19 protein-coding genes and 2 tRNA genes are annotated in these 22,225 nt (G+C 64.3%); 13 read left to right on the forward strand and 8 right to left on the reverse strand.

Annotated elements, in window-relative coordinates; all coding sequences use genetic code 11:
• Nucleotides 1–23: 23 nt before the first annotated feature.
• Complete coding sequence (locus ACSBP4_RS02170) at nt 24–1,298, reverse strand: RNA-guided endonuclease InsQ/TnpB family protein (protein ID WP_049965440.1); 1,275 nt, start codon at nt 1,296–1,298, stop codon at nt 24–26.
• Nucleotides 1,295–1,675: an IS200/IS605 family transposase gene (tnpA, locus tag ACSBP4_RS02175; RefSeq protein ID WP_006649773.1), complete on the reverse strand. Its 381-nt coding sequence runs from the start codon at nt 1,673–1,675 to the stop codon at nt 1,295–1,297. The genes ACSBP4_RS02170 and tnpA overlap by 4 nt, the downstream gene beginning before the upstream one ends.
• Before the next feature lie 164 nt (nt 1,676–1,839).
• Here tnpA and ACSBP4_RS02180 point away from each other — a divergent pair, with 164 nt between their 5' ends.
• Nucleotides 1,840–2,370, forward strand: a complete 531-nt coding sequence (locus ACSBP4_RS02180) for a 50S ribosomal protein L16 (RefSeq protein ID WP_435551242.1) — start codon at nt 1,840–1,842, stop codon at nt 2,368–2,370.
• Between the two features lie 283 nt (nt 2,371–2,653).
• Entirely contained in the window at nt 2,654–3,523 is an 870-nt protein-coding gene (locus ACSBP4_RS02185; RefSeq protein ID WP_435551243.1) for an ATP-grasp domain-containing protein, read from the forward strand.
• A gap of 440 nt (nt 3,524–3,963) precedes the next feature.
• Here ACSBP4_RS02185 and ACSBP4_RS02190 read toward each other — a convergent pair whose 3' ends face one another.
• Both ACSBP4_RS02190 and ACSBP4_RS02195 read right to left on the reverse strand, forming a co-directional pair.
• Nucleotides 3,964–4,365 carry an Hsp20/alpha crystallin family protein gene (locus ACSBP4_RS02190; protein ID WP_435551244.1) on the reverse strand — a complete coding sequence of 134 codons (402 nt, stop codon included), beginning with the start codon at nt 4,363–4,365 and terminating at the stop codon, nt 3,964–3,966.
• A 158-nt stretch (nt 4,366–4,523) separates the two neighbouring features.
• A complete protein-coding gene (locus ACSBP4_RS02195; protein WP_435551245.1) occupies nt 4,524–5,537 on the reverse strand; it encodes a type II glyceraldehyde-3-phosphate dehydrogenase in 1,014 nt (337 codons plus the stop codon).
• A 212-nt stretch (nt 5,538–5,749) separates the two neighbouring features.
• Between ACSBP4_RS02195 and ACSBP4_RS02200 the strand changes: the two genes are divergently transcribed.
• The 5 genes from ACSBP4_RS02200 (at nt 5,750) to ACSBP4_RS02220 (ending at nt 9,785) form a co-directional block, all read left to right on the forward strand.
• On the forward strand, nt 5,750–6,706 hold the full coding sequence (locus ACSBP4_RS02200; RefSeq protein WP_435551246.1) for an aminopeptidase: 957 nt from the start codon (nt 5,750–5,752) through the stop codon (nt 6,704–6,706).
• 70 nt (nt 6,707–6,776) lie between these two features.
• Nucleotides 6,777–7,358, forward strand: a complete 582-nt coding sequence (locus tag ACSBP4_RS02205; RefSeq protein WP_435551247.1) for an LURP-one-related/scramblase family protein — start codon at nt 6,777–6,779, stop codon at nt 7,356–7,358.
• Between the two features lie 66 nt (nt 7,359–7,424).
• Nucleotides 7,425–8,078, forward strand: coding sequence for an HVO_0476 family zinc finger protein (locus tag ACSBP4_RS02210; protein WP_435551248.1), 654 nt, complete (start codon nt 7,425–7,427; stop codon nt 8,076–8,078).
• Nucleotides 8,079–8,241: 163 nt separating this feature from the next.
• A complete protein-coding gene (locus ACSBP4_RS02215) occupies nt 8,242–8,883 on the forward strand; it encodes a protein-L-isoaspartate(D-aspartate) O-methyltransferase (RefSeq protein WP_435551249.1) in 642 nt (213 codons plus the stop codon).
• A gap of 131 nt (nt 8,884–9,014) precedes the next feature.
• Nucleotides 9,015–9,785 (forward strand): protein-L-isoaspartate O-methyltransferase family protein, encoded by a 771-nt coding sequence (locus ACSBP4_RS02220; protein WP_435551250.1) that lies wholly within the window; start codon nt 9,015–9,017, stop codon nt 9,783–9,785.
• A gap of 643 nt (nt 9,786–10,428) precedes the next feature.
• Here ACSBP4_RS02220 and ACSBP4_RS02225 read toward each other — a convergent pair.
• From ACSBP4_RS02225 to ACSBP4_RS02240, 4 genes are all read right to left on the reverse strand, one after another.
• On the reverse strand, nt 10,429–12,543 hold the full coding sequence (locus tag ACSBP4_RS02225; protein ID WP_435551251.1) for a bacterio-opsin activator domain-containing protein: 2,115 nt from the start codon (nt 12,541–12,543) through the stop codon (nt 10,429–10,431).
• Nucleotides 12,544–12,654: 111 nt separating this feature from the next.
• A complete protein-coding gene (locus tag ACSBP4_RS02230) occupies nt 12,655–13,068 on the reverse strand; it encodes a group I intron-associated PD-(D/E)XK endonuclease (RefSeq protein WP_435551252.1) in 414 nt (137 codons plus the stop codon).
• A gap of 97 nt (nt 13,069–13,165) precedes the next feature.
• Nucleotides 13,166–13,238, reverse strand: a tRNA-Asp gene (locus tag ACSBP4_RS02235).
• Between the two features lie 366 nt (nt 13,239–13,604).
• Nucleotides 13,605–13,677: transfer RNA gene (locus ACSBP4_RS02240), tRNA-Asp, on the reverse strand.
• 316 nt (nt 13,678–13,993) lie between these two features.
• Here ACSBP4_RS02240 and ACSBP4_RS02245 point away from each other — a divergent pair.
• The 6 genes from ACSBP4_RS02245 to ACSBP4_RS02270 are packed head-to-tail and all read left to right on the forward strand — an operon-like array spanning nt 13,994 to nt 22,184.
• Nucleotides 13,994–14,221 carry a DNA-directed RNA polymerase subunit H gene (locus tag ACSBP4_RS02245; protein ID WP_006649783.1) on the forward strand — a complete coding sequence of 76 codons (228 nt, stop codon included), beginning with the start codon at nt 13,994–13,996 and terminating at the stop codon, nt 14,219–14,221.
• Complete coding sequence (locus ACSBP4_RS02250) at nt 14,222–15,802, forward strand: DNA-directed RNA polymerase subunit B'' (RefSeq protein ID WP_049965451.1); 1,581 nt, start codon at nt 14,222–14,224, stop codon at nt 15,800–15,802.
• 3 nt (nt 15,803–15,805) lie between these two features.
• Nucleotides 15,806–17,635: a DNA-directed RNA polymerase subunit B gene (gene rpoB, locus ACSBP4_RS02255; RefSeq protein WP_006649785.1), complete on the forward strand. Its 1,830-nt coding sequence runs from the start codon at nt 15,806–15,808 to the stop codon at nt 17,633–17,635.
• Nucleotides 17,636–17,638: 3 nt separating this feature from the next.
• The gene (locus ACSBP4_RS02260; protein WP_006649786.1) at nt 17,639–20,566 is read left to right on the forward strand and encodes a DNA-directed RNA polymerase subunit A'; all 2,928 of its coding nucleotides are present in this window, start codon (nt 17,639–17,641) and stop codon (nt 20,564–20,566) included.
• Complete coding sequence (gene rpoA2 / locus ACSBP4_RS02265) at nt 20,559–21,755, forward strand: DNA-directed RNA polymerase subunit A'' (RefSeq protein WP_435551253.1); 1,197 nt, start codon at nt 20,559–20,561, stop codon at nt 21,753–21,755. The genes ACSBP4_RS02260 and rpoA2 overlap by 8 nt, the downstream gene beginning before the upstream one ends.
• 3 nt (nt 21,756–21,758) lie before the next feature.
• Nucleotides 21,759–22,184: a NusA-like transcription termination signal-binding factor gene (locus tag ACSBP4_RS02270; RefSeq protein ID WP_435551254.1), complete on the forward strand. Its 426-nt coding sequence runs from the start codon at nt 21,759–21,761 to the stop codon at nt 22,182–22,184.
• Nucleotides 22,185–22,225: the final 41 nt, after the last annotated feature.

The raw sequence follows: 22,225 nt of genomic DNA on the forward strand, positions 1-22,225 counted from the left end.
GGATTCCTCCGTTGGGGGTTCGGCTACCGACCCACGGAGGCAACTTGCGGGTTCGTGCGCACTTCTTTGGGACCTTCATGAGGGTATGGTTTCCCCGACCAGTCGTGGTCGTCCCACTCGAATCGCACGGGCCGTGCCATCGGCCTGACTTCGCAATCGCTGTTTTCTCGAAGGAACGTCTCTGACGCTGTGAGGTCGGCGTGCCCCTCGAACCCACACGGACACGACAGCGTATCCTCGTGGCGAACCGTCTCCTCGTGGTCGCCACACTCAGGACACGTCTGACTCGTCCATGCTTCCGACTCGACTTCGAGAGAGATGCCGTACTCCACACAGACACACGCGAGACGGTGGATGAACTTCTTGAACGCCCAGAAGTTGTGCGTCTTCTCGTTCACCCTGTCCGACCAATGTGTTTCCAGCACGTCGGTCAAATCGCCCACGTACACCGTCGCCACGCCCTCGTCGTACAACCGTTCAACGAGGTCACGCACTAGCGCGTTCTGCGCGTGGTCACGGCGCTTCGTCCGCTGTCGGTACAGCCGTCGAATCCGCTTGGAACTGTAGCGTCCCTCTCGGAGTTTCGACTGTAGGCGGGCAATTTCGTTGGTCGTCTCGCGGAACCGTCCGAACAACTCACGACCGTCGTAGAGGTACTGGGTACCAGTAGTTGTGGAACACGCGACGAGATTGTTCGCGCCAACATCGAGGGCGGCTTCTTCGGAAGCCAGTGGTGAATCCAGTCGAGAATCAGGGACAGTGACTGGTTGAAAAGCCCTGAACGTGTCGCTAACCCCGTCGTACTCGAGTTCCAGACGACCCTGTTCGCCGTTCCACTTCGGGTTGCCTCGGACTTCGAGGCGGAGTCGTTCGTGGTAGCCGAGTCCGTATTCGTCTTTCAGTTCTTGCCCGACAGGAATTTCGAGACGGCTACGATCGCCCCACTCAATCGTGTACTGGTTGTTGCGGATGTAGGTACGGAGTTCGCGTCCGTCTTCCTCGTTGCCCCAGTACGACGGTGGGTTGGCGTCCTCGCCTTTCTCTTTGAGGGCGAAGAACGACCGCCACGCTTCGCTGTTCTTGCGCGTGACCTGTTGGACGGTCGCGCTTCCGACGACGCCGTTGTAGCGCCCTCGATACTCGGAAGTGTCCCACACGTCGCCGTCACCGAAGTAGTTCTGACGACGTTCGTAGGTCAACTCGTTCCACAGAGAGGCGGAGGCGTCAAGTAGCCGTAGGAGGCACTCTTTGTCGTTCTCGGTCTGTGGAACCACCTCGAAGGTGTTGACGCGCTTCATTCGCCGTCACCTTCCTGTTCAGCGATGTACTGTTCGACAGCGCCCTTCGAGGCGCTTCCCGCTGTTCCGACGTAGTACGAACGAGTCCACTTCACGCGGTCATCGTACCGCTGATTGTACTTGCGGGCGGAGATGCCCTTCACCCAGTTGACGATGAGTGACGGGGCGTTCTTCGGTGGACTCCCGATGAACAGGTGTACGTGGTCAGGCATGACCTCGGACTCGGCCAGTTCGAGGTCTTTGTCGTCACAGATTTCCGCGAAGATGGTTTCGAGACGTTCCTTCGTCTTCTCCGTCAGGTGCGAACGCCGATACTTCGGCACGAACACTATGTGGTAGTAGAGTTCGTATTTCGCGTGACGGGTACTCTTTACCATCTATGCATACTATTACGGTCAGATGATTAAAGACTGCGTTGGAACCCCGTCTATGCCATCGTCGGCGGTTGAATACTGTTGGTCGTAACTTCCCGACAGCGACGGACGCGGCGCTTCGAAGCCTTTATCCGCTCGGTGGGCTTCCGTTTTCGTAAGTAACCACCATGTCCGACAAACCTGCCTCCATGTACCGGGAGATCAGTAAGCCGGCCTACACGCGCCGCGAATACATTACCGGCATCCCGGGTTCGAAGATCGCACAGCACAAGATGGGCGACGCCCAGGCAAACGCTGAGGACTACCCCGTCCAGATCAGCCTCATCACGGAAGAAGAGGTCCAGATCCGCCACGGGAGCCTCGAGGCCTCGCGCCTCTCGGCGAACCGTCACATGCTGAAAAACGCCGGCGAGAACAACTACAAGATGGTCCTGCGCAAGTTCCCCCACCACGTCATCCGGGAGAACAAGCAGGCGACGGGCGCGGGGGCAGACCGTGTCTCCGACGGGATGCGCCAGGCCTTCGGGAAGATCGTCGGCACCGCCGCTCGCATCGACGCCGACGAGCGCATCTTCACCATCTGGTGTGACGTCGACGACGCCGAGTTCGCCAAGGACGCCCTGCGGCGCTCCTACAACAAGATCTCGCCGCCGTGTCGCGTCGTCGTCGAGCGCGGCGAAGAGCAGCTGATCGCGTAAAACGAAGTTTTGCTCTGCGGGCGCGGCGAAGCCGCGCCCTCGGCAAAAATTCGATTAAAAGCACTCCTCCCTCCGTTCACTCGCTCCTGATAGTCGCTCGTTCACATCGGTCGTCGGCCCGCTCGTTCGCTTCGCTCACTCGCGGTCGGTACCGGTGAGCGCCTGCCCTCCCCCGGGTTGTGCGTCTCTCGCAGTCGCTCGAGACGCACTCCCGGCCACTGCGGTTTGATTCCGGATCGCCGCCTCGAGCAGTTTTTTGCCTCCCTCGCCCCGAGTCCCACGTATGATCGATCTCGCGGTCGCGAACGACCAGGAGACGTTCGGGCGGATGCGAGAGCCGCTGGCCGAGCGGGGGATACGGGTTCATCACGTGCCCGCGAGCGAGCGCGTGATCCCGCTGGGGGACGACGCGCCGTGGGCGGCCGGCGACTACGACGTCGGCTTCGTCTACCCCGGCCGGCTCATGGAGGGCGGGGTCGCCGACGCCCTGCTCGAGATCCCGTGGCTCAACGACCACGACGCCGTGCTGACCTCGCGGAACAAAGCCGAGGTGCTGGCCCGCCTCGAGCGGGCAGACCTCCCGGCGCCGCGGTCGGTCTACGTCTCGAACGACGTGAGCGAGGACGAACTGGCGGCGGTCTTCGACCGCTTCGAGCCGCCGGTGGTCGTCAAGCCCAACTCGACGACGCGGGGGACTGGCGTGGCGAAAGCCCACGACCTCGATTCCTTCCTGGGGATCTGTGACTACCTCTCGCTGGTCCACGACTACCGGGCGACCGGCGACCGCTCCTTTCTCGTTCAGGAGTACCTCCCGAACGCGACGGACTACCGCGTCATGGTCCTCGAGGGCGAGTACGTCGGCGCGGTCGAGCGGCGACTACCCGACGACGCGATGCAGGAGGGCCAGTGGAAACACAACGTCCACCGCGGGGCCGAGGCCACCGGCGTCGATCTCCCCGCGGAGTGGCGCGCCCTCGCCGAATCCGTCGCCGCCGAACTCGAGATTCCGTTTCTGGGTGTCGATCTGCTCGAGACCGATGACCGGCTGGTAGTCAACGAAACGAACGCCCGACCGACGATCGACGCCGAGACGAAGTACGAGCCGGACTTCTACGACCGGCTCGCGGCTGCGATCCGCACGGCTGCGGAGTGACGGTCGTCGGAGCGCCGACTGGTCGTTCGAAACGCGGCCTGAAATGCTGCGCTTCCACGTACGCATACGGATGGAGATGCGGTGGCGCGCGCTGTCGACTGCCTGAACGATAGTGAAGGCAGTCGAGGACACTGTGCGAGGGATGAGCGAGGGAACGAAGTGACTGAGCGTTAGCGCGGAACCGACGGTTCCGCGAACCATACGAACGGGCACTTCGTGCCCGTGAGTAGAAATCGGCTGGGGAGGGCGTGGCCATTCAGTATTGCCACGATAGCAGGACGCTTTCTGCCCCAACCGTGTCAAAAGGGATCGTTCCATTTCCATTAGATCCCGCCGATCCGCCCGTCTTGCCCGTGAACTCCACAATCAGTTAGCCATAGAACCAGCTCCGAACGCCCAATGACGAGACGGAAAACGAGGGGTCGACCGCGACTGCCCGACTACTCGAGACTGATGTCCGAGGACTGTTCGGCCTGCTCGAAGACGACCTCGAGGACGCCGTTGTTGTAGGTCGCCGAGGCGGTGTGTTCGTTCACGGGCGACGGCAGGGAGACGCGCTCGTCGTACTGGCGGTGGTCGCTTTCCGCGGAGATAGTCAGGGTCGTCCCGTCACACTCGAGTTCGATGTTGTCCTTCTCGACGCCGGGGAGGTCGGCGACGACCCGGACCTCGTCGTCGGTCTCGTGGATGTCGACGTGGGTGTCCATACCGAAGCCGTTCTCGACGTCGCTCGAGGAGTCGAAATCGACGTTAGCGTCCGCGCCGTTCATCATCTCGTTCATCATCCGCTCGATCTCGCGAAACAGGTCGTCGAAGGGTTCGTCGCGGTCGTCTCGGCGCATGTGGCGGTCTAGGGGACCGCGTGGCAAAAACTTTCTGTCGTCGCTATAGGATCGGTGGCCGGGTTCGATCGCCGGTACCCGGCCCGATGTCGCCCCCGGTGTTCTCGAGGCCTCGAGCGGTCCTCGAAACCCGTCCCGAGAACCGGCGTTTCTCGCGTCTATAGTCCAATACCGAGCGTCTCGTTGGTCGTTGCGATGCTCTCGGCGGCGTCGGCGCTGCCGGTCACGGCACGGATCGCGTCGACGTTCTCGGGGACGACGTCGCTCTCCTGGTGGATCCCCTGGAAGAGATAGAGGTCGTCGCCGACGGTCGAGATCGACTCCTCCCAGATGCAGTTCTCCCAGATGTCGCCGCGCGGGCGACCCGCGTCCATCGCGTACTCCTTGAGTTTGCCGCTCCCGTCGATGTCCATCCGCTCGGGGATCAGGAACAGGCGCGACTCGTCGGCCAGCAGCTCGCGGACCTCGGCGGCGTCGACCGCCTCCTCGAGGGTGACGTTGAGACTGTGCATGTGCATCAGCGTCGCGGGCACCTTCATCCCGAGCGTGTCGATGTCCAGATCGTCGAAGATCGTCTCGACGTCGGGACCGTGGTGGGACGGAATGGTGACCGGGTTCGGCAGGATGTCGTTGATCGGACCCCGCGAGGTCTGGCCGGGATCGCCGCCGCGCCGAACCAGCGTCGCGCGGACCTTCTCGACGCCGTATTCCTCGCGCAGCGGAGCGATGACCCGCGAGAGACCGGTCGTGTTACAGGAGACGACGCGGACGTGGTCGGCATCGACGGCGTCCTCGAAGTTCGAGCGCGCGTTGAAGCTCGTCTCGACGAGGTCCGCGTCCTCGCCGCCCTGATAGAGCGCCGGCGTGTCGTACTCCTCGTAGAGGTCCTTGTTTTGGGCCCCAATACCGGAGGGCGTGGCGTCGACGACGACGTCGGCCTCGGCCACGAGGTCCTCGACGGGACCGGCGATCTCGAGGCCGGCCTCGTCGAACAGGTGTTCACGCTCCTCGACGGCCGCGTACAGCGGGAACCCCTTCTCGACCGCCGTCTCGGCCTCGAAGTTAGGGCGGGTCTTCGCGACGCCCAGTACCTCCATATCGGGCTGCTGTCGGACCGCGTCCGCGACGCGTTTGCCGATCGTGCCGTAGCCGTTGATCGCGACCTGTTGCATATGCTCGGGAGTGGACCACCGAGCGGGATAATCGTTTCGAGCCGTCACAGTCGACGTTTACTCGGATCGGAGTTTTCGATCCCTCTCGAGGCCGATCTCGGCGCTCGGACGGCGCGCTCGAGCCGCCGACCTACCGTGTCGGGACCGGACGATTGCATGCCGGCGACGGGCCGAGGGCAAGACATATCGGCCCGCTTACCCCAGGGTAGTGTATGGCAGCACTTCGATCGGCGGCGGAGACGGCCGTCCGTCAATGTCTGGCTCTCGACGCGGCGGAGTCGTGTGCGATCGTCACCGACGACAAGCGCGAGCGGATCGGCGAGGCGCTCTACGAGGTCGCCTCCGAGATCACCGACGACGCCGTGATCGTCAGGTATCCGCCGGGCGACACGCACGGCAGCGAGCCGCCCGAGCCCGTCGCGGCGGCGATGGCCGGGGCCGACGTGGTTCTGGCACCGACGACGAAGAGCCTGAGTCACACCCGCGCCCGGACCGAGGCCAACGAGGCCGGGGCACGGGTCGCCACCCTGCCGGGGATCACCGAGGACGTGTTCACGACGGGACTCGAGGCTGATTACGAGTCGATCGCGGCCCATTGCGAGTCGGTCCGCGAGCAGGTCGCCGACGCCGACGAGATCCGGGTCACGACCGAAGCTGGGACCGACATCACCTTCGGCGTCGCCGGGCGGCGGTGGCTCTCGGACACCGGCATCGTCCACGAGTCCGGCGAGATGTCGAACCTGCCCGCGGGCGAGGTGTTCATCAGCCCCGAGACCGCCGACGGCACCTTCGTCGTCGACGGGACGATGCGGCCCCACGGGCTGCTCGCGGACGGCCAGCGGCTCACCTTCGAGGTCGAGGACGGCCTCGTTACTAGCATCTCGGACGACGAGATCCGCGAGACGGTCGAAACGGCCGCTGAAGACGTCGGCGACGCCGCGTACAACCTCGCGGAGCTGGGCATCGGGACGAACGTCGCGGTCACCGAACTCGTCGGCTCGGTCCTGCTGGACGAGAAGGCGGGCGGGACCGTCCACATCGCGATCGGCGACGACGCGGGGATCGGCGGCGACACGGACGCGCCGATCCACCTCGACGGCATCCTCCGCGAGCCGACCGTCTACGCCGACGGCGACTCCATCGATCTGCCGACGCCGACCGACGCCTGACCGGCTTCGATGCGTGCCGGAAGTGTGCGAATATAGTGGATTCAAGTGATGGTGCCGTGTGGCCCCAATCATGAGCGATTCTCGAGCGTACGACATTCGGGGTCTCGAACTGACCGACGACCGCTACACGGTCGAGCAGGGACTCGTCCGGAACAAGTACAGAGCCCTCGATAGCGACGGTAACACCGTTCTCAAGGGGAAGCAGAAGATGCTGAAGATGAAAGAGGAGTTCCCCTTCGTCGACGGCGAGGGCAACGAGGTCTTCACCGTGAAAGCCGGCGGGATCCTCGACGTCGCGGGCAACTACGTCCTCACCGACGCCCGGACCGGCGAGGACCTCGTGGTTCTGGACAACGACTACTCGCTGTTGCAGGACACGTGGACGATCCGCGACGCGACCACTGAAGAGAAACTGGCCGCCATCGCTTCCCGCGGCGCGATGGTGACGCTGGTCCGGAACGTCGTTCCGTTCGGCGAGCTGATCCCGCACAAGTACGAAATCACCGACCAGTCGGGCGCTCACGTCGGCTCGATCGACGGCCAACTCGGGCTCCGTGACCGGTACGAGATCTCCATCGACGACGCCAGTTCCGTCCCGAAAGAGCCGATCGTGGCCGCGGCGATGGTCATCGACGCGATCCAGGACAACTGACGACCGCCGTTCGAACGGGCGCGACGGGTTCAATCGCCTTTTCAGTGCGTAGCGTCTAGACAGCCTATGAGCGAGACACCGGATCGGGTTCCGACGCCCTGTCCCTCCTGTTCGCCGGACCTCGAGACGGTCCATGAGGTACTGACGGAAGGCGGCGGCACCTACACCGTTCGTTGCAGCGAGTGCAGTCACGTCCACAAGGTCCAGCCCGACAGCGAGCGCGAGGTCACGATAGACGTCGTCGTCTCCCAGGGCGGCGAGTCCTTTACTGCGAACGTCACCGCGCCCGAAGACGAGTCGATCGAGGTCGGCGACGAGTTCATCTTGGAGACCGAGGAAGTCCTCTCGACGGTTCGCGTCACGAGCGTCGAACTCGAGGGCCACAAGCGAGTCGAGGAGGCCCCCGCGGACGAGGTCGAGACCGTCTGGACCCGCGAGGTCGACAACGTGGCGGTCAACGTCACCGTCCACCCGCAGGACGGCTCGAAAGACGACAGCCGCTCCATTACGGTCCAGGTGCCCGGCGACTACGAGTTCGAGGTCGGCGCGGTCGACTCGTTCGGCGACGACGAGTTCGAGATCGACGCCTTCGTCGTCCGCGGCGACGCCGAGGGCTACCGCCGAGACCGCTTCGAGGAACCGGGCGACACCGGCTTCGCGAAGGACATCAAGCGCGTCTACGCCTACGACGAGCAAAGCAGCGCCTGGTCGGCCTGGTAGTCGGACGACATCACGAACCGTCCGGTTCGTGTCGGTCTCCCCACTGGTACCGACCGACGGGTTCTGCCTCGAGAGTCGTACCCAATCCCGTCAGCCGCTGCTCCGGTCGGTGCCGGGACCTGCTACCCGACCGCATACGGCGTCCGAGTCCGTACCCTCGACTATGTCCGACAGCGACGAGGCCGCCCGCCAGCGGATGGTCGAGACCGTCGCGGCTCGCGTCGACGACAACCGTGTCCTCGCGGCCCTCGAGGCGGTCCCGCGCCACGAGTTCGTCCCGCCGGACCGCCGGGACGGCGCCTACGCCGACCGACCGCTCCCGATCGGCGACGGGCAGACGATCAGCGCGCCGCACATGGTCGCGATCATGGCCGACCTGCTCGCGGTCGAGCCCGGCGACGCGGTCCTCGAGATCGGCACCGGCTGTGGCTACCACGCGGCCGTCACGGCCGAACTGGTGGGCGACGAGCGCGTCTACAGCGTCGAGTACAGCGCCGAACTGGCTAACCGAGCCCGCGAGCGACTCACCGATCTGGGCTACGACGGCGTCTCGGTCCGGGTCGGCGACGGCCGCGAGGGCTGGCCCGACCACGCGCCCTACGACGCCGTCTACTTCACCTGCGCGACCGCCGAGTTCCCGGCCCCGGGCGTCGAACAGGTCCGGCCCGGCGGACAGCTGCTCGCCCCTGTCGGCACCGGCCGCCAGACGCTCGTCGACGCGACGAAACGCCCGGACGGCTCGCTCGAGCGGACCGAACGCGGCGGCGTCCGGTTCGTCGAGATGCGGGGCGATAGTAGCCACTGAAAGTCACTGCACGCCCGATCGCACGCCAGCGTTGCGATCAGCGTGTCAATCGTTGCAGTGGCTACGATAACCGTGTGACGGCGTCTCCCCGCAAGCGCGCCATTCATAACCGCCGCCCCGATAGCTGACGTATGGACCCCGCGGTACTGCGCGAGGACATGGTCGACGGCCTCGAGTCCCCGCCCAGGGACGTACTGAGCGATGAGGACGTGGCCGTCGCGATGCGCGACGTCCCGCGTCACGCCTTCGTCGACGACGAGCGGACGGCCTACGCCGACCGCGACCACGAGGCGTTGGGGACGCGCGTCCTCGCCCCCAGCACCGTCGCCCGCCTGCTGCAAGCACTGGCGCTCGAGCGCGACCAGACGGTGTTGATCGTCGGTGCCGGCGTCGGCTACACCGCCGCCGTGACGGCCGAGATCGTCGGCGCGACGAACGTCCACGCCGTCGATATCTCCCGCCCGTTAGTCGTCGCGGCTCGAGGCAACCTCGCTGAAGCGGGCTACGAGGGCGTCCTCGTCGACCGCCGCGACGGCGCGGACGGCCTCCCCGAGTACGCGCCCTTCGACCGCATCCTGCTCGAAGCGGCCGCGGTCGATCCGCCCCGCGCGCTGCTCTCGCAGTTGACCGACCGCGGCCGGCTCGTCTTCCCCCGTGGCACTCAGCGACAGCGTCTCGAGGCCGTCTCGAGCGACGGCACGGTCGACCGGTTCGACCCGGTTTCGTTCGACCCGCTTCTCGTTGAGGGCGAGCAGTCCGGCGCGGTCGAGCGCAACCGGACGACTCGCGAGGACCGCGAGCGCGCCCAACGACGCGCCGAATCCCGCCGGGGCTGGGAACACGACTGGATCGAGTGGGAGGACGCAGGCGACGGGCAGTCCCGGCGACGAACGTCCCGTTGACGTCGTTGTCCTATAGTGGCCACTGAACGTCATTGTACACCTGATCGCACGACAGCGTCGCGATCAGTGTGTGAATCGTTTCAGTGGCTACGATAGCGCACGGCCAGTCGCACCGTTTTGCCGGTCGGTTTCGCCACTGATGCCGTCCGACGTCGCTGTCGCTGAACGGGTCGTGTCGGGAAAGGGGGTGGGGAAGGGGGAAAGGGGGTGGGGGGTGGCGACAGTCTGTCTCGTATCGCCACTTACGGATACGTGCCGGTTGGGGTTAAGAATGGCTTCTAATCTATTAGTGCTACTGAAGCATCGATACTAATCAGTTAGTACCGTATTAGACAATAACTACTGGCAGCTACTATCCACCGTCGGGTTCGGGCGTCCATCCGACTCGATCGTCGGCACGAATGGCGAGAACCAGCGGTCTCTCTCGAGCGCGAGTTCGGCGAAAGGGTGGGGGGATTGGGGGTGGCGACAATCGATTGCGGATCGCCGGTCGTCGAGACGACCCGAGATTACGTAAGTATAGTCACTAATTCTTCGGTGTCGACACCGAACGGATACTATAGTAGCCGCTGAAACGGGTTACACACTGATCGCAACGCTGTCGTGCGATCTGGTGTGCAATGACTTTCAGCGGCTACTATAGTCAGGTAGAACTCCCGTCGAACGCCAACGAAACGAGCTTTCGTTCGGCCGCCCGGAGGTGGTAGTGGTAGGTCGGCGGCGACACGTCCAGTGCGTCCGCCAGCTCCTCGCCGGTACTCTCGCGCGGCCACTCGAAGAACCCGCTGTAGTGGGCCGCCTGCAGCGCTTCGAACTGTTTGTCGGTGAGTCGCTCGGCCAGATGCGTATCGAGCTGTCGCGCCGATATCGTCCCCGTCCGCTCGCGTTTGGCCACCAGCTCCGTCTCGGGATACGTCTCCCCGATCGCCTCGACCAGCGACCGGGTTTCGACCCCCTGTGGCACCTCGAGGACGACCGTCGCCGTCCCGTCCTCGGCCGTCGCCATCCGTATCTGGACGTCGTAGGTCCGCAAGACGTCGAGAAACGGCGTCGACGTGACGGTGAGTTCGAACAGCCGTTCGTCGTCGCCCTCGGAGACGATCGACAGCGTCTCGATCGACGCCCAGTCGGCCTCGAGGTCAGTCAGCGACGCCGTCGCCGGCACGCTGACGAACAGCACGACGCCGTCCTCACCCCGATCGACCACGCCCTCGAGCCTGATCGGTCCCGCGTTCGCGGCGTGATCGGAGAGGCGGTTGAGCAACAACCGCGAGTCACCGACCGTGAGTTCGAGTTCGAGACGGCTGTCGGTCACCATCGCGCGGGTCCGTTCGACCGACCGGATCGCGTGGCCGATCGTCTCCCCGAGTTCGGCGAGGACTTCGCGCTCGCTCTCGCCGACCGAGTCGGCCCCCGCGACGTGGACCACCAGGGCCCCGTATCGGCGCTCGTCGGCGACCAACGGTACGCCGAGTACAGTCTGATAGCCGTAGGTTAGCGCCTCCTTGCGCCGCGACTGCCACCCGTCGGCCTCGAGGACGTCCCGGACCGTTCGGACGCCGTCGCCCTCGAGCGTCTCCCGGACCAGTCCGATCTCGGGCGCACGCTCCCCGTCGTCACGGATCCGGTCGATGTAGGCGGCGTCGATACCGGCCCAGGCAGCCGGGACGGGCGGGTCGTCGTCGCTCGCGGCGATCCAGGCGAAGCGATACCGGTCCGTCTCGGCGAGTCGATCGCAGACGGTCACTTCGATTTCGTCCCGCGTCGACGCCTGTGCGATCCCGTGATTGATCTCCCGGACGATCTCGTTCGTGTGATTGAGTCGGGTCAGCTCCTCGTTTTGCTGGGTCAACGTCCGGTCGTGATCCCGAAGCAACTGCTCGCGCTCGGCGCGATCCAGTGCGGCCTCCGTGTTGGCCCCCAGGATGTGCAACAGCTCCGTCATCGTCTCGTCGAATCCGCCAGTCCCCTCCGTTCCCGCGACTAACACGCCGTGGGTTCCAAGCGGTACGATCGCCTCGCACCGACTCACCGCCTCGATGCCGTCTCCGCGAGTGACGTCCGTGTAACAGGCACTTTCCCCTTCGGAGAACACGTCCCAGACGAGCCCCTCGCCCCGCTCAAAGCGCGTCTCGGGATCGCCCAACTCCAGTGACTGCCCCGTCGATGCTGCGTGTTCGAGAACGCCCGCGGTCGGCTCGAACGCGTAGGCCGCGGCGACGGCTACCTCGAGGATCTCGTCGGCCGTCTCGACCGCCGACCGATAGATCTCGTCTTTGGTTTCCGCGCGCATCAGGTCCCGCGTCGTCTCGTGAAGCGTCGTCAGCGTTCGCTCGTACCGGCGCTCGCTCTCCCGGAGTTCCGTCTCGGTACGGTACTGGGCGACGGCGTTCGTGATCTGGTTGGCCAGCAGGGCATACTGCTTCGTGCCCGACTCTTTCTGGCGGTACTGTGTGACCCCCGCCGCGATCGCCTCGCTGGCGATCTCCTCCGATCCCCGCCCCGTAAAGAGAATAAAGGGGAGATCCGGATCGTCCTCGCGGACCCGCTCCAACAGCTCGAGGCCGGTCATCTCCGGCATCTCGTAGTCGCTGACGATACAGTCGACGTCCTGCCGCTCGATGACTGCCAGCGCCTCCCGGCCGTTCGTCGCCGCCTCGGCGACGATCGACTCGCGTTCGCGCTCGAGCATCTCGCCGGTGAGGTCCGCGAATCCGGGTTCGGTATCGACGATGAGTACGGTGATCGGGTTCGTCATTGCCTTGGACGCTACTCCTCGTTTTCCGACGTATTGGTGAGCGGGGACTAAATGATTAGCATTCCGTTCGGGCCGACTCGAATTATCTAGTGTCCGCATCGGTCGCGGGAGTCACGGCAGCCGCCCATCGAACTCGTACTCCGAAGCCCAGTTGATCGCAGGGTGATCGATCTCGCCGTCGAACCGCAGCTCCATCTTCTGTGCCGTCGCTTCGGCCGCGTCGATGCAGTAGAATCGTTCGGTCCCGGGATAATAGACGAGGAACGCGTCGACCGAATCGTGATACGTCGTCTCGTGGTACTGTCCGTCCCGCGTCGTCTGGGAGTGCGTGTTGAATCGCAGCGTTTCCGGCTTGTTCGACCAGCCGGTCTTACACTGAATCCGCGTGAGTTCGGAGCCGTCGTCGGCGATGAGGTCGTACTTATCGTTATCGCCGAACGGAATCGAGACGCTGTACCCGTGGGCGACGAGCGTCGCGATGGCCCTCGCTTCGGTCTCGTTACCGATCGCTTTCGAGTTTCGCATGCTGCGATTCGCCGTCCGTTGGCAGAAAAACGATCGGACGGGACACCTTCCTCGCGGCCAGTAAGCTGACCGCTCGTGGACGTTGAGATTGGAAAAGCGCCCGAGGCGGGATTTGAACCCGCGTCACAACCGTGACAGGGTTGTATGATGGGCCACTACACCACCCGGGCTCGCAACTCTTCGTTTCGCCGTCGGAGTATTAAGGGTTTTGTTCCCCGACCGTTTTTGATACTGACTGACACGTTATTCTCGCGGGTCCCGTAACAGCGTACCGTGTCGTCTATATAATGTGTCTGCCGGTGGCAACTGTGTCACGGTGCAGTTACTCGAGTGAGCGTTCGATCCGTTGACCCGTCTCGTTGTGATCCTCCATCGCGACGTTCTCCGCTTACGGCGTCGGGGTCGTCTTTGCGTGATACGTAGCGCTACACATTGCTGTCGGTTAGTTCATGAAAAACGCCCGAATACCGCTGTTCCGATCCCGGACTACTCGCGGCCAGTAAGCTGACCGCTCGTGGACGTTGAGATCGGAAAAGCGCCCGAGGCGGGATTTGAACCCGCGTCACAACCGTGACAGGGTTGTATGATGGGCCACTACACCACCCGGGCTCGCAACTCTTCATTTCCCGGTTACAGTATTAAGGCTTTTCAATCGAACCCCGTGTGGTACGGTCAATCGATCCATGATCGCCGCCTCGAGCGCCCCTCTCGCCAGTATCGTGATACCGGATCACACGACCCACAAGGAATATAACTGAGAACCGGCTACTCTCGAGTGTGATCGTTCGCTCCGGTCAGGTTCGCCCGGCCGGGTAGCCCTGCTTGTGCCCCGAGTTAGTAACCGTTAAATGGTTCCCGCCGCTATCTGCCTGTAGTATCTCGTGACAGCCGCTTCTCTCCCGATAGCAGACACGCACACCCACACATGGTAGACGTAAGCCAACACGAACTCGTTCCGGAGCATACCGTCCTCGAGGACGACGAACTCGAGGAAGTGCTGACGGAATACAACATCGATCGTACAGATCTGCCGAAAATAAAGCGCAACGACGCCGCGCTCCCCGACGACGCGGCGGTCGGCGACGTCATTCGGATCGTACGCGACTCGCGGACGACCGACCAGTCAGTCGTATACCGACTCGTGGTGGAATAAATGGCAATGGAACTCAACCGCGACAAACGACGAGAGATCTCGCGCGAATATTTCTCGAAGGAACGGATCGCCGAACACCACTACCGCTCGTTCAACGCCTTCCTCAACCGGGGGATGCAGGAGGTCGTCGACGAGAAGGCGACGATCGACACGGACATCGGTGACAAGGAAGGCGAGGAGCCGGTCCACGTCGAGCTGGGCGACGTCCGCGTCGTCACGCCCCGCGTCCGCGAGGCCGACGGCTCCGAGGAACTGCTGTACCCACAGGAGGCCCGCCTCCGGAACATCACCTACTCCGCGCCCGTCTTCATGGAGATGTCGATCGTCAAGGGCGAGGAGGGCGACCAGCGGGTCGTCGACTCCACGGAGACGAAGATCGGTCGGATGCCGATCATGGTCGGCTCCGAGAAGTGTAACATCGCCGGCTTCTCCGACGAGGAACTCATCGAGATCGGTGAGGACCCAGCCGACCCCGGCGGCTACTTCATCGTCAACGGCTCCGAGCGGGTCCTGATGACCAGCGAGGACCTCGCACCGAACAAGATCCTCGCCGAATACGACACCAAGTACGGCGACGAGATCCAGGTCGCCAAGACGTTCTCCCAGCGCCGTGGCTACCGCGCCCTGGTGCTGTGTGAACGAACACGGGACGGCCTGCTCGAGGTATCGTTCCCGTCGGTCTCGGGCTCGATCAATTTCGTCACGCTCGTGCGCGCCCTCGGACTGGAGTCGGACGAGGAGATCGTCCACAAGGTCTCGAACGACCCCGAGGTCGTCAAGTACATGCTCGAGAACTTAGAGGAAGCGGAGGTCCAGACCGAAGAGGAGGCCATCGAGGAACTGGGCAAACGCGTCGCCTCCGGGCAGGGCAAGAACTACCAGCTCAAGCGCGCGAACTACGTCATCGACCGCTATCTCCTGCCGCATCTCCACGAGGACGGCGTCGAGGAAGAGGACGTCCGCATCAACAAGGCCCACTACCTCTGTCGGATGGCCGAAGCCTGCTTCGAACTCGCCTTGGGCCGGCGCGAGTCCGACGACAAGGACCACTACGCGAACAAGCGGCTGAAGGTCAGCGGCGACCTGATGAAGGACCTGTTCCGGACCGCGCTGAACAAGCTGGCCCGGGACGTGAAGTATCAGCTCGAGCGCGCGAACATGCGCAACCGGCAGCTCTCGGTCAACACGGTCGTCCGCTCGGACGTCCTGACCGAACGGCTCGAGCATCCGATCGCGACGGGCAACTGGGTCGGCGGCCGCTCCGGCGTGAGCCAGCTGGTCGACCGGACCGACTTCATGGGCGTTCTCTCGCACCTGCGTCGCCTGCGCAGTCCGCTCTCGCGCTCGCAGCCGCACTTCGAGGCGCGGGACCTCCACGCGACCCAGTGGGGTCGCATCGGTCCCTCCGAGACGCCGGAGGGTCCCAACTGTGGGCTGGTGAAGAACTTCGCCCAGTCGATGGAGCTGTCCCAGAACGTCGAGGACGAACAGGAACTCAAACGCGAACTGGCATCCATGGGGGTCGAGGGCATTCCCGGCCTCGAGGGTATCGAACGAACGGCGGCCTCAGGGGACGACTAAATCATGAGCAGCCAAGAACGAGAGGCGAAAGTCTACGTCAACGGATCGCTGGTGGGGACCCACCCCGATCCGCACGAACTGGCAGAACAGATCCGAGAAGCACGACGCATCGGCGATGTCTCCGAGATGGTCAACGTCTCGGTCAAAGACCGCACCCGCGAAGTGATCGTCAACGCCGACGCCGGCCGCGCGCGACGACCGCTTCTGGTCGTCGAGGACGGCGAACCGCGCATCTCCGAGCAGGAAATCGAGGCGCTCCAGGAGGGTGATCTCGAGTTCGAAGATCTGGTCGATCACGGCTACATCGAATTCATCGACGCCGAGGAGGAAGAGGACATCCTCGTGGGCGTCGACGAGGACGATCTGACCGAGAACCACACCCACCTCGAGATCGACCCGTCGCTGATCTTCTCGATCGGTGCGGGGATGATCCCCTACCCCGAACACAACGCCAGCCCCCGCATTACGATGGGGGCGGGGATGATCAAGCAGTCGCTCGGCCTGCCGAGCGCGAACTACCGCATTCGGCCGGACACGCGCCAGCACCTGCTGCATTACCCGCAGCTCTCGATGGTCAAGACCCAGACGACCGAACAGATCGGCTACGACGAGCGGCCCGCCGCCCAGAACTTCGTCGTCGCCGTGATGAGCTACGAGGGGTTCAACATCGAGGACGCGCTGGTCATGAACAAGGCCAGCGTCGAGCGTGCGCTCGCTCGCTCCCATTTCTTCCGGACCTACGAGGGCGAGGAACGCCGGTATCCGGGCGGCCAGGAGGACCGCTTCGAGATCCCCTCCCAGGACGTTCGCGGGGCCCGCGGCGAGGAAGCCTACAACCACTTGGACGAGGACGGACTGGTCAACCCCGAGACGACGGTCGACGAGAACTCCGTCCTGCTCGGGAAGACGTCCCCGCCGCGATTCCTCGAGGAGCCCGACGACATGGGTGGACTCTCACCCCAGAAACGACGCGAGACCTCCGTCACAATGCGCTCGGGCGAGTCGGGGATCGTCGACACCGTCACGCTCATGGAGGGCGAGGACGGCTCGAAGCTCTCGAAGGTCTCGGTGCGTGACGAACGGATCCCCGAACTCGGGGACAAGTTCGCCAGCCGCCACGGCCAGAAGGGGGTCGTCGGCCACCTCGCACCCCAGGAGGACATGCCCTTCACCGAGGAAGGTGTCGTCCCCGACCTCGTGCTGAACCCCCACGCCCTGCCGTCCCGGATGACCGTCGGCCACATCCTCGAGATGATCGGCGGCAAACTCGGCTCGATGGAAGGTCGCCGCGTCGACGGGACGCCCTTCCTCGGCGAGGACAAGGACGAACTCCGTGAGGGGCTCGAGGAGGCCGGCTTCGATTCCGCCGGCAAGGAGACCATGTACTCGGGCATCACGGGTGAGAAGATCGAGGCCGAGATCTTCGTCGGCGTGATCTTCTACCAGAAGCTCTACCACATGGTCTCGAACAAGCTGCACGCCCGCTCGCGCGGGCCGGTGCAGGTGCTGACCCGCCAGCCCACCGAGGGGCGGGCCCGCGAGGGCGGGCTCCGTATCGGGGAGATGGAACGCGACGTGTTCATCGGCCACGGGGCGGCCATGACGCTGAAAGAACGACTCCTCGACGAATCCGACCGTGAGTTCATCCACGTCTGTGCCAACTGTGGGATGAGCGCGGTCGAGAACGTCGAACAACGGCGTGTCTACTGTCCGAACTGCGACGAGGAGACCGATATCCACGAAATCGAGATGAGCTACGCGTTCAAGCTCCTCTTGGACGAGATGAAGGCGCTGGGTATCGCACCGCGACTCGAACTGGAGGACGCCGTCTAACCCATGCAAGACACGACACCCAAAGACATCGGAGCGATCAACTTCGGGCTCATGGAGCCCGAGGAGTACCGGGAGATGAGCGCGACGAAGATCATCACCGCCGACACCTACGACGATGACGGCTTCCCCATCGACATGGGGCTGATGGACCCGCGGCTGGGCGTCATCGACCCCGGCCTCGAGTGCAAGACCTGCGGGAAGCACTCGGGTTCCTGTAACGGCCACTTCGGTCACATCGAGCTGGCCGCGCCGGTGATCCACGTCGGCTTCACGAAGCTCATCCGACGGCTCCTGCGTGGCACCTGCCGGGAGTGTTCCCGCCTGCTGCTGACCGAGGACGAGCGCGACGAGTTCCACGACCAGCTCGACGAATCGCGGAAGCTGAGCCGGGATCTCAACGACGTGACGAAGGCCGCCATTCGGCAGGCCCGCAAAAAGGACCGATGTCCGTTCTGCGGCGAAATCCAGTACGACATCGACCACGAGAAGCCCACGACCTACTACGAGGTCCAGCAGGTCCTGACCAGCGAGTACTCCCAGCGAATCGCCGGCGCGATGCAGGGCGACGAGGAAGAGGGCATCGAGCGGACGACGCCGGACGAACTCGCCGAGCAGACCGAGATCGAACTCACTCGGGTCAACGAGATCCTCTCGGGCTCGTTCCGTCCCCGGGAGAGCCAGCGCAAGGCCATCGAGAAGGCCCTGGACATCGACCTGACCGAGGAGGACACGAACAAGCTGATGCCGAGCGACATCCGGGACTGGTTCGAAGCGATCCCGGACGAGGACATGGAGGTTCTGGGGATCAACCCCGAGCGCTCCCGTCCCGAATGGATGATCCTCACCGTCCTCCCGGTACCGCCGGTCACCGCGCGGCCGTCGATCACGCTCGACAACGGCCAGCGCTCCGAGGACGACCTCACGCACAAGCTGGTCGACATCATCCGGATCAACCAGCGGTTCATGGAGAACCGTGAGGCCGGCGCGCCCCAGCTGATCATCGAGGACCTCTGGGAACTGCTGCAGTACCACGTCACGACGTTCATGGACAACGAGATCTCGGGAACGCCGCCGGCGCGACATCGCTCCGGCCGCCCCCTCAAGACCCTCTCCCAGCGCCTGAAGGGCAAGGAGGGTCGCTTCCGCGGCTCGCTGTCCGGGAAGCGTGTCAACTTCTCCGCCCGAACCGTCATTTCGCCGGACCCGACCCTCTCGCTCAACGAGGTCGGTGTCCCCGATCGCGTGGCCAAGGAGATGACCCAGACGATGAACGTCACCGAGCGCAATCTCGAGGACGCCCGGCGGTTCGTCTCCAACGGGCCGGAGGGCCACCCCGGCGCGAACTACGTCCGACGGCCGGACGGTCGTCGGCTGAAGGTGACCGAGAAGAACTGCGAACAGCTCGCGGAGAAAGTCGAGGCCGGCTGGGAGGTCAACCGGCACCTCATCGACGGCGACATCGTCATCTTCAACCGCCAGCCGTCGCTGCACCGGATGTCGATCATGGCCCACGAGGTCGTGGTCATGCCGTACAAGACGTTCCGGCTGAACACCGTCGTCTGTCCGCCCTATAACGCCGACTTCGACGGCGACGAGATGAACATGCACGCGCTGCAAAACGAGGAAGCCCGCGCCGAAGCGCGCGTCCTCATGCGCGTGCAAGAACAGATGCTCTCGCCGCGGTTCGGCGAGAACATCATCGGGGCCATTCAGGACCACATCAGTGGGATGTACCTCCTGACCCACGACAACCCCCGGTTCAACGAGACGCAGGCGCTTGACCTGCTGCGTGCCACCCGTATCGACGAACTGCCCGAACCCAGCGGCGTCGACGACGAGGGCGAGCCGTTCTGGACCGGTCACGACGTCTTCTCGGAACTGCTTCCCGACGACCTCGATCTGGAGTTCACCGGCACCGTCGGCGACGAAGTCGTCGTCGAGGACGGCCAGCTCCTCAAGGGGACCATCGCCGAGGACGAGGTCGGCGAGTTCGGCGGCGAGATCGTCGACACCATCACGAAGGTCTACGGCAACACCCGCGCCCGGATCTTCGTCAACGAGGTCTCGACGCTTGCCATGCGGGCGATCATGCACTTCGGGTTCTCGATCGGGATCGACGACGAGACCATCCCAGATGAGGCCGAGTCCCGCATCGACGAGACGATCGCGGACGCCAACGACCGCGTCGAAGAACTGATCGAAGCCTACGAGAACAACGAACTCGAGAGTCTCCCCGGGCGGACCATCGACGAGACCCTCGAGATGAAGATCATGCAGACGCTCTCGCGTGCGCGTGACAATGCGGGGAACATCGCTGACGAACACTTCCAGGACGACAACCCCGCGGTCGTCATGGCCAACTCCGGTGCGCGTGGGTCGATGCTCAACCTGACCCAGATGGCCGGTGCCGTCGGTCAGCAGGCAGTTCGGGGCGAGCGGATCAACCGCGGCTACGAGGACCGCACCCTCTCGCACTACGAACCGAACGACCTCTCGGCCGAGGCCCACGGCTTCGTCGAGAACTCCTACACCAGCGGGCTCACGCCTCGGGAGTTCTTCTTCCACGCGATGGGTGGCCGCGAGGGCCTGGTCGACACTGCAGTCCGGACCTCGAAGTCCGGCTACCTGCAGCGGCGGCTGATCAACGCCCTCTCGGAACTCGAGACCCAGTACGACGGGACGGTCCGGGACACCTCGGATACGATCGTCCAGTTCGAGTTCGGCGAGGACGGCACCTCGCCGGTCAAGGTCTCCTCCGACGAGGACAACGACATCGACGTCGAGGCGATCGCCAGCCGCGTCCTCGATTCGGAGTTCGACTCCGAGGAAGACCGCGAGGAGTTCCTCGGCTCCAAGCCGCGCCCGACGAACCTCTCGGAACACGCCGACGATCGACTGACCGAGGGCACGGAGGTGAGCTCCGATGACTAACGTCGAGTACGACGTCGACGACGACACCATCGCGGTCGTCGAGGACACCGACCTCCCGCGGCGACTCAAGGACAACGTCTACGAGACCCTCGAGGACCGCGGCGACGCGACCGTCGAGGACGCCGACGAACTGGCGAAGGCCGTCGAGACGCGGTATCTCGACACCCGCGTCGATCCGCTCGATCCCGTCGGCACCGTCTCGGCCCAGTCGATCGGCGAACCCGGGACCCAGCTGACGATGAACACGTTCCACTACGCGGGGGTCGCCGAGATCGACGTGACTCAGGGGCTTCCCCGGCTGATCGAGCTGGTCGACGCCCGGAAGACCCCGGACACGCCGATGATGACCGTCTACCTCGAGGGCGAGTACGCCACCGAGCGCGAGAAGGCCCACGAGGTCGTCTGGAATATCGAGGCGACGCAGATCCTCGCGCTGGGTGACGTCTCGACGAACGTCGCGGACATGCGCGTCCAGATCTCGCTCAACGAGGACACCCTCCGAGAGCGGATGATCACGCCCGAGGAAGTCGCCGAGATCATCGAGGACTCACTCGGCGTCAAGACGGTCCAGCAGGGAACCGAGATCCAGTTCGGCCCCGAGGAACCGTCCTACCGGGACCTCCTCCAACTCGTCGAGGAACTGCGCGACATCACGTTCAAGGGAATCGAGGAGATCTCCCGCGTCGTCATCCGCCGCGAGGAACTGGACAACGGCAACGAGGAGTTCGTCCTCTACACCGAGGGATCGGCCTTCGGCGACGTCTTGGAGATCGAGGGCGTCGACGCCTCACGAACGACGTGTAACAATATCCACGAGATCCATCGAAACCTCGGCATCGAGGCGGCCCGCGAGGCCATCATCGAGGAGACGAACAACACGCTGGCCGAGCAGGGTCTCGACGACGTGAACGTCCGCCACCTGATGCTGGTCGCGGACATGATGACCAACCGCGGCGAGATCGAGTCGATCGGTCGCCACGGGATCTCGGGCTCGAAGGAGTCCGTGCTGGCCCGCGCGGCGTTCGAGGTGACGGTCAACCACCTGCTCAACGCCGCGATCCACGGCGAAGTCGACGATCTCGACGGCGTCACGGAGAACGTCATCGTCGGCAAGCCGATCAAGCTCGGCACCGGCGACGTCGATCTCCGGATGGGGTCGACCACCTCCGGCAGCGGTCAGGCCGACTGATCGATGGACGTTACCCTCGACGACGACGCCCGGCAGTATCTGGCGGCCTTCGAGGACGTGACCGGTGTCGACGGGCGGGACTGTCTCGTCACCGACGGCGGTGACAGTCTCCTGATCGTCGTCGAACGCGGCGGCATGGGCGAGGCGATCGGTCCCGATGGCCGTACCGTAAAGCGGTTCGAGGATCGTGCCGATGCGCAGGTCCGACTCGTCGAAGACGCCGACAACGCCGCGGAGTTCGTCGCCAACGCGCTCGCACCGGCGGCGGTCTACAACGTCACGATCAGCGAAAACGACGATACCGTCGCGTACGTCGAGGTCGCGCAAGCGGACCACGGCGTCGCGATCGGCACGAACGGTCGCACGATCGACGCCGCCCGCACCCTCGCAAAGCGCCACTTCGGAATCGACGACATCCAGCTGTTGTAGCCCGTTTTTGGTTTCTCTCTCGAGGCGGAGCGACGCGACCT

The sequence above is a fragment of the Natrinema sp. CGMCC1.2065 genome, assembly GCF_051225675.1.
Lineage (GTDB): Archaea > Halobacteriota > Halobacteria > Halobacteriales > Natrialbaceae > Natrinema > Natrinema thermotolerans.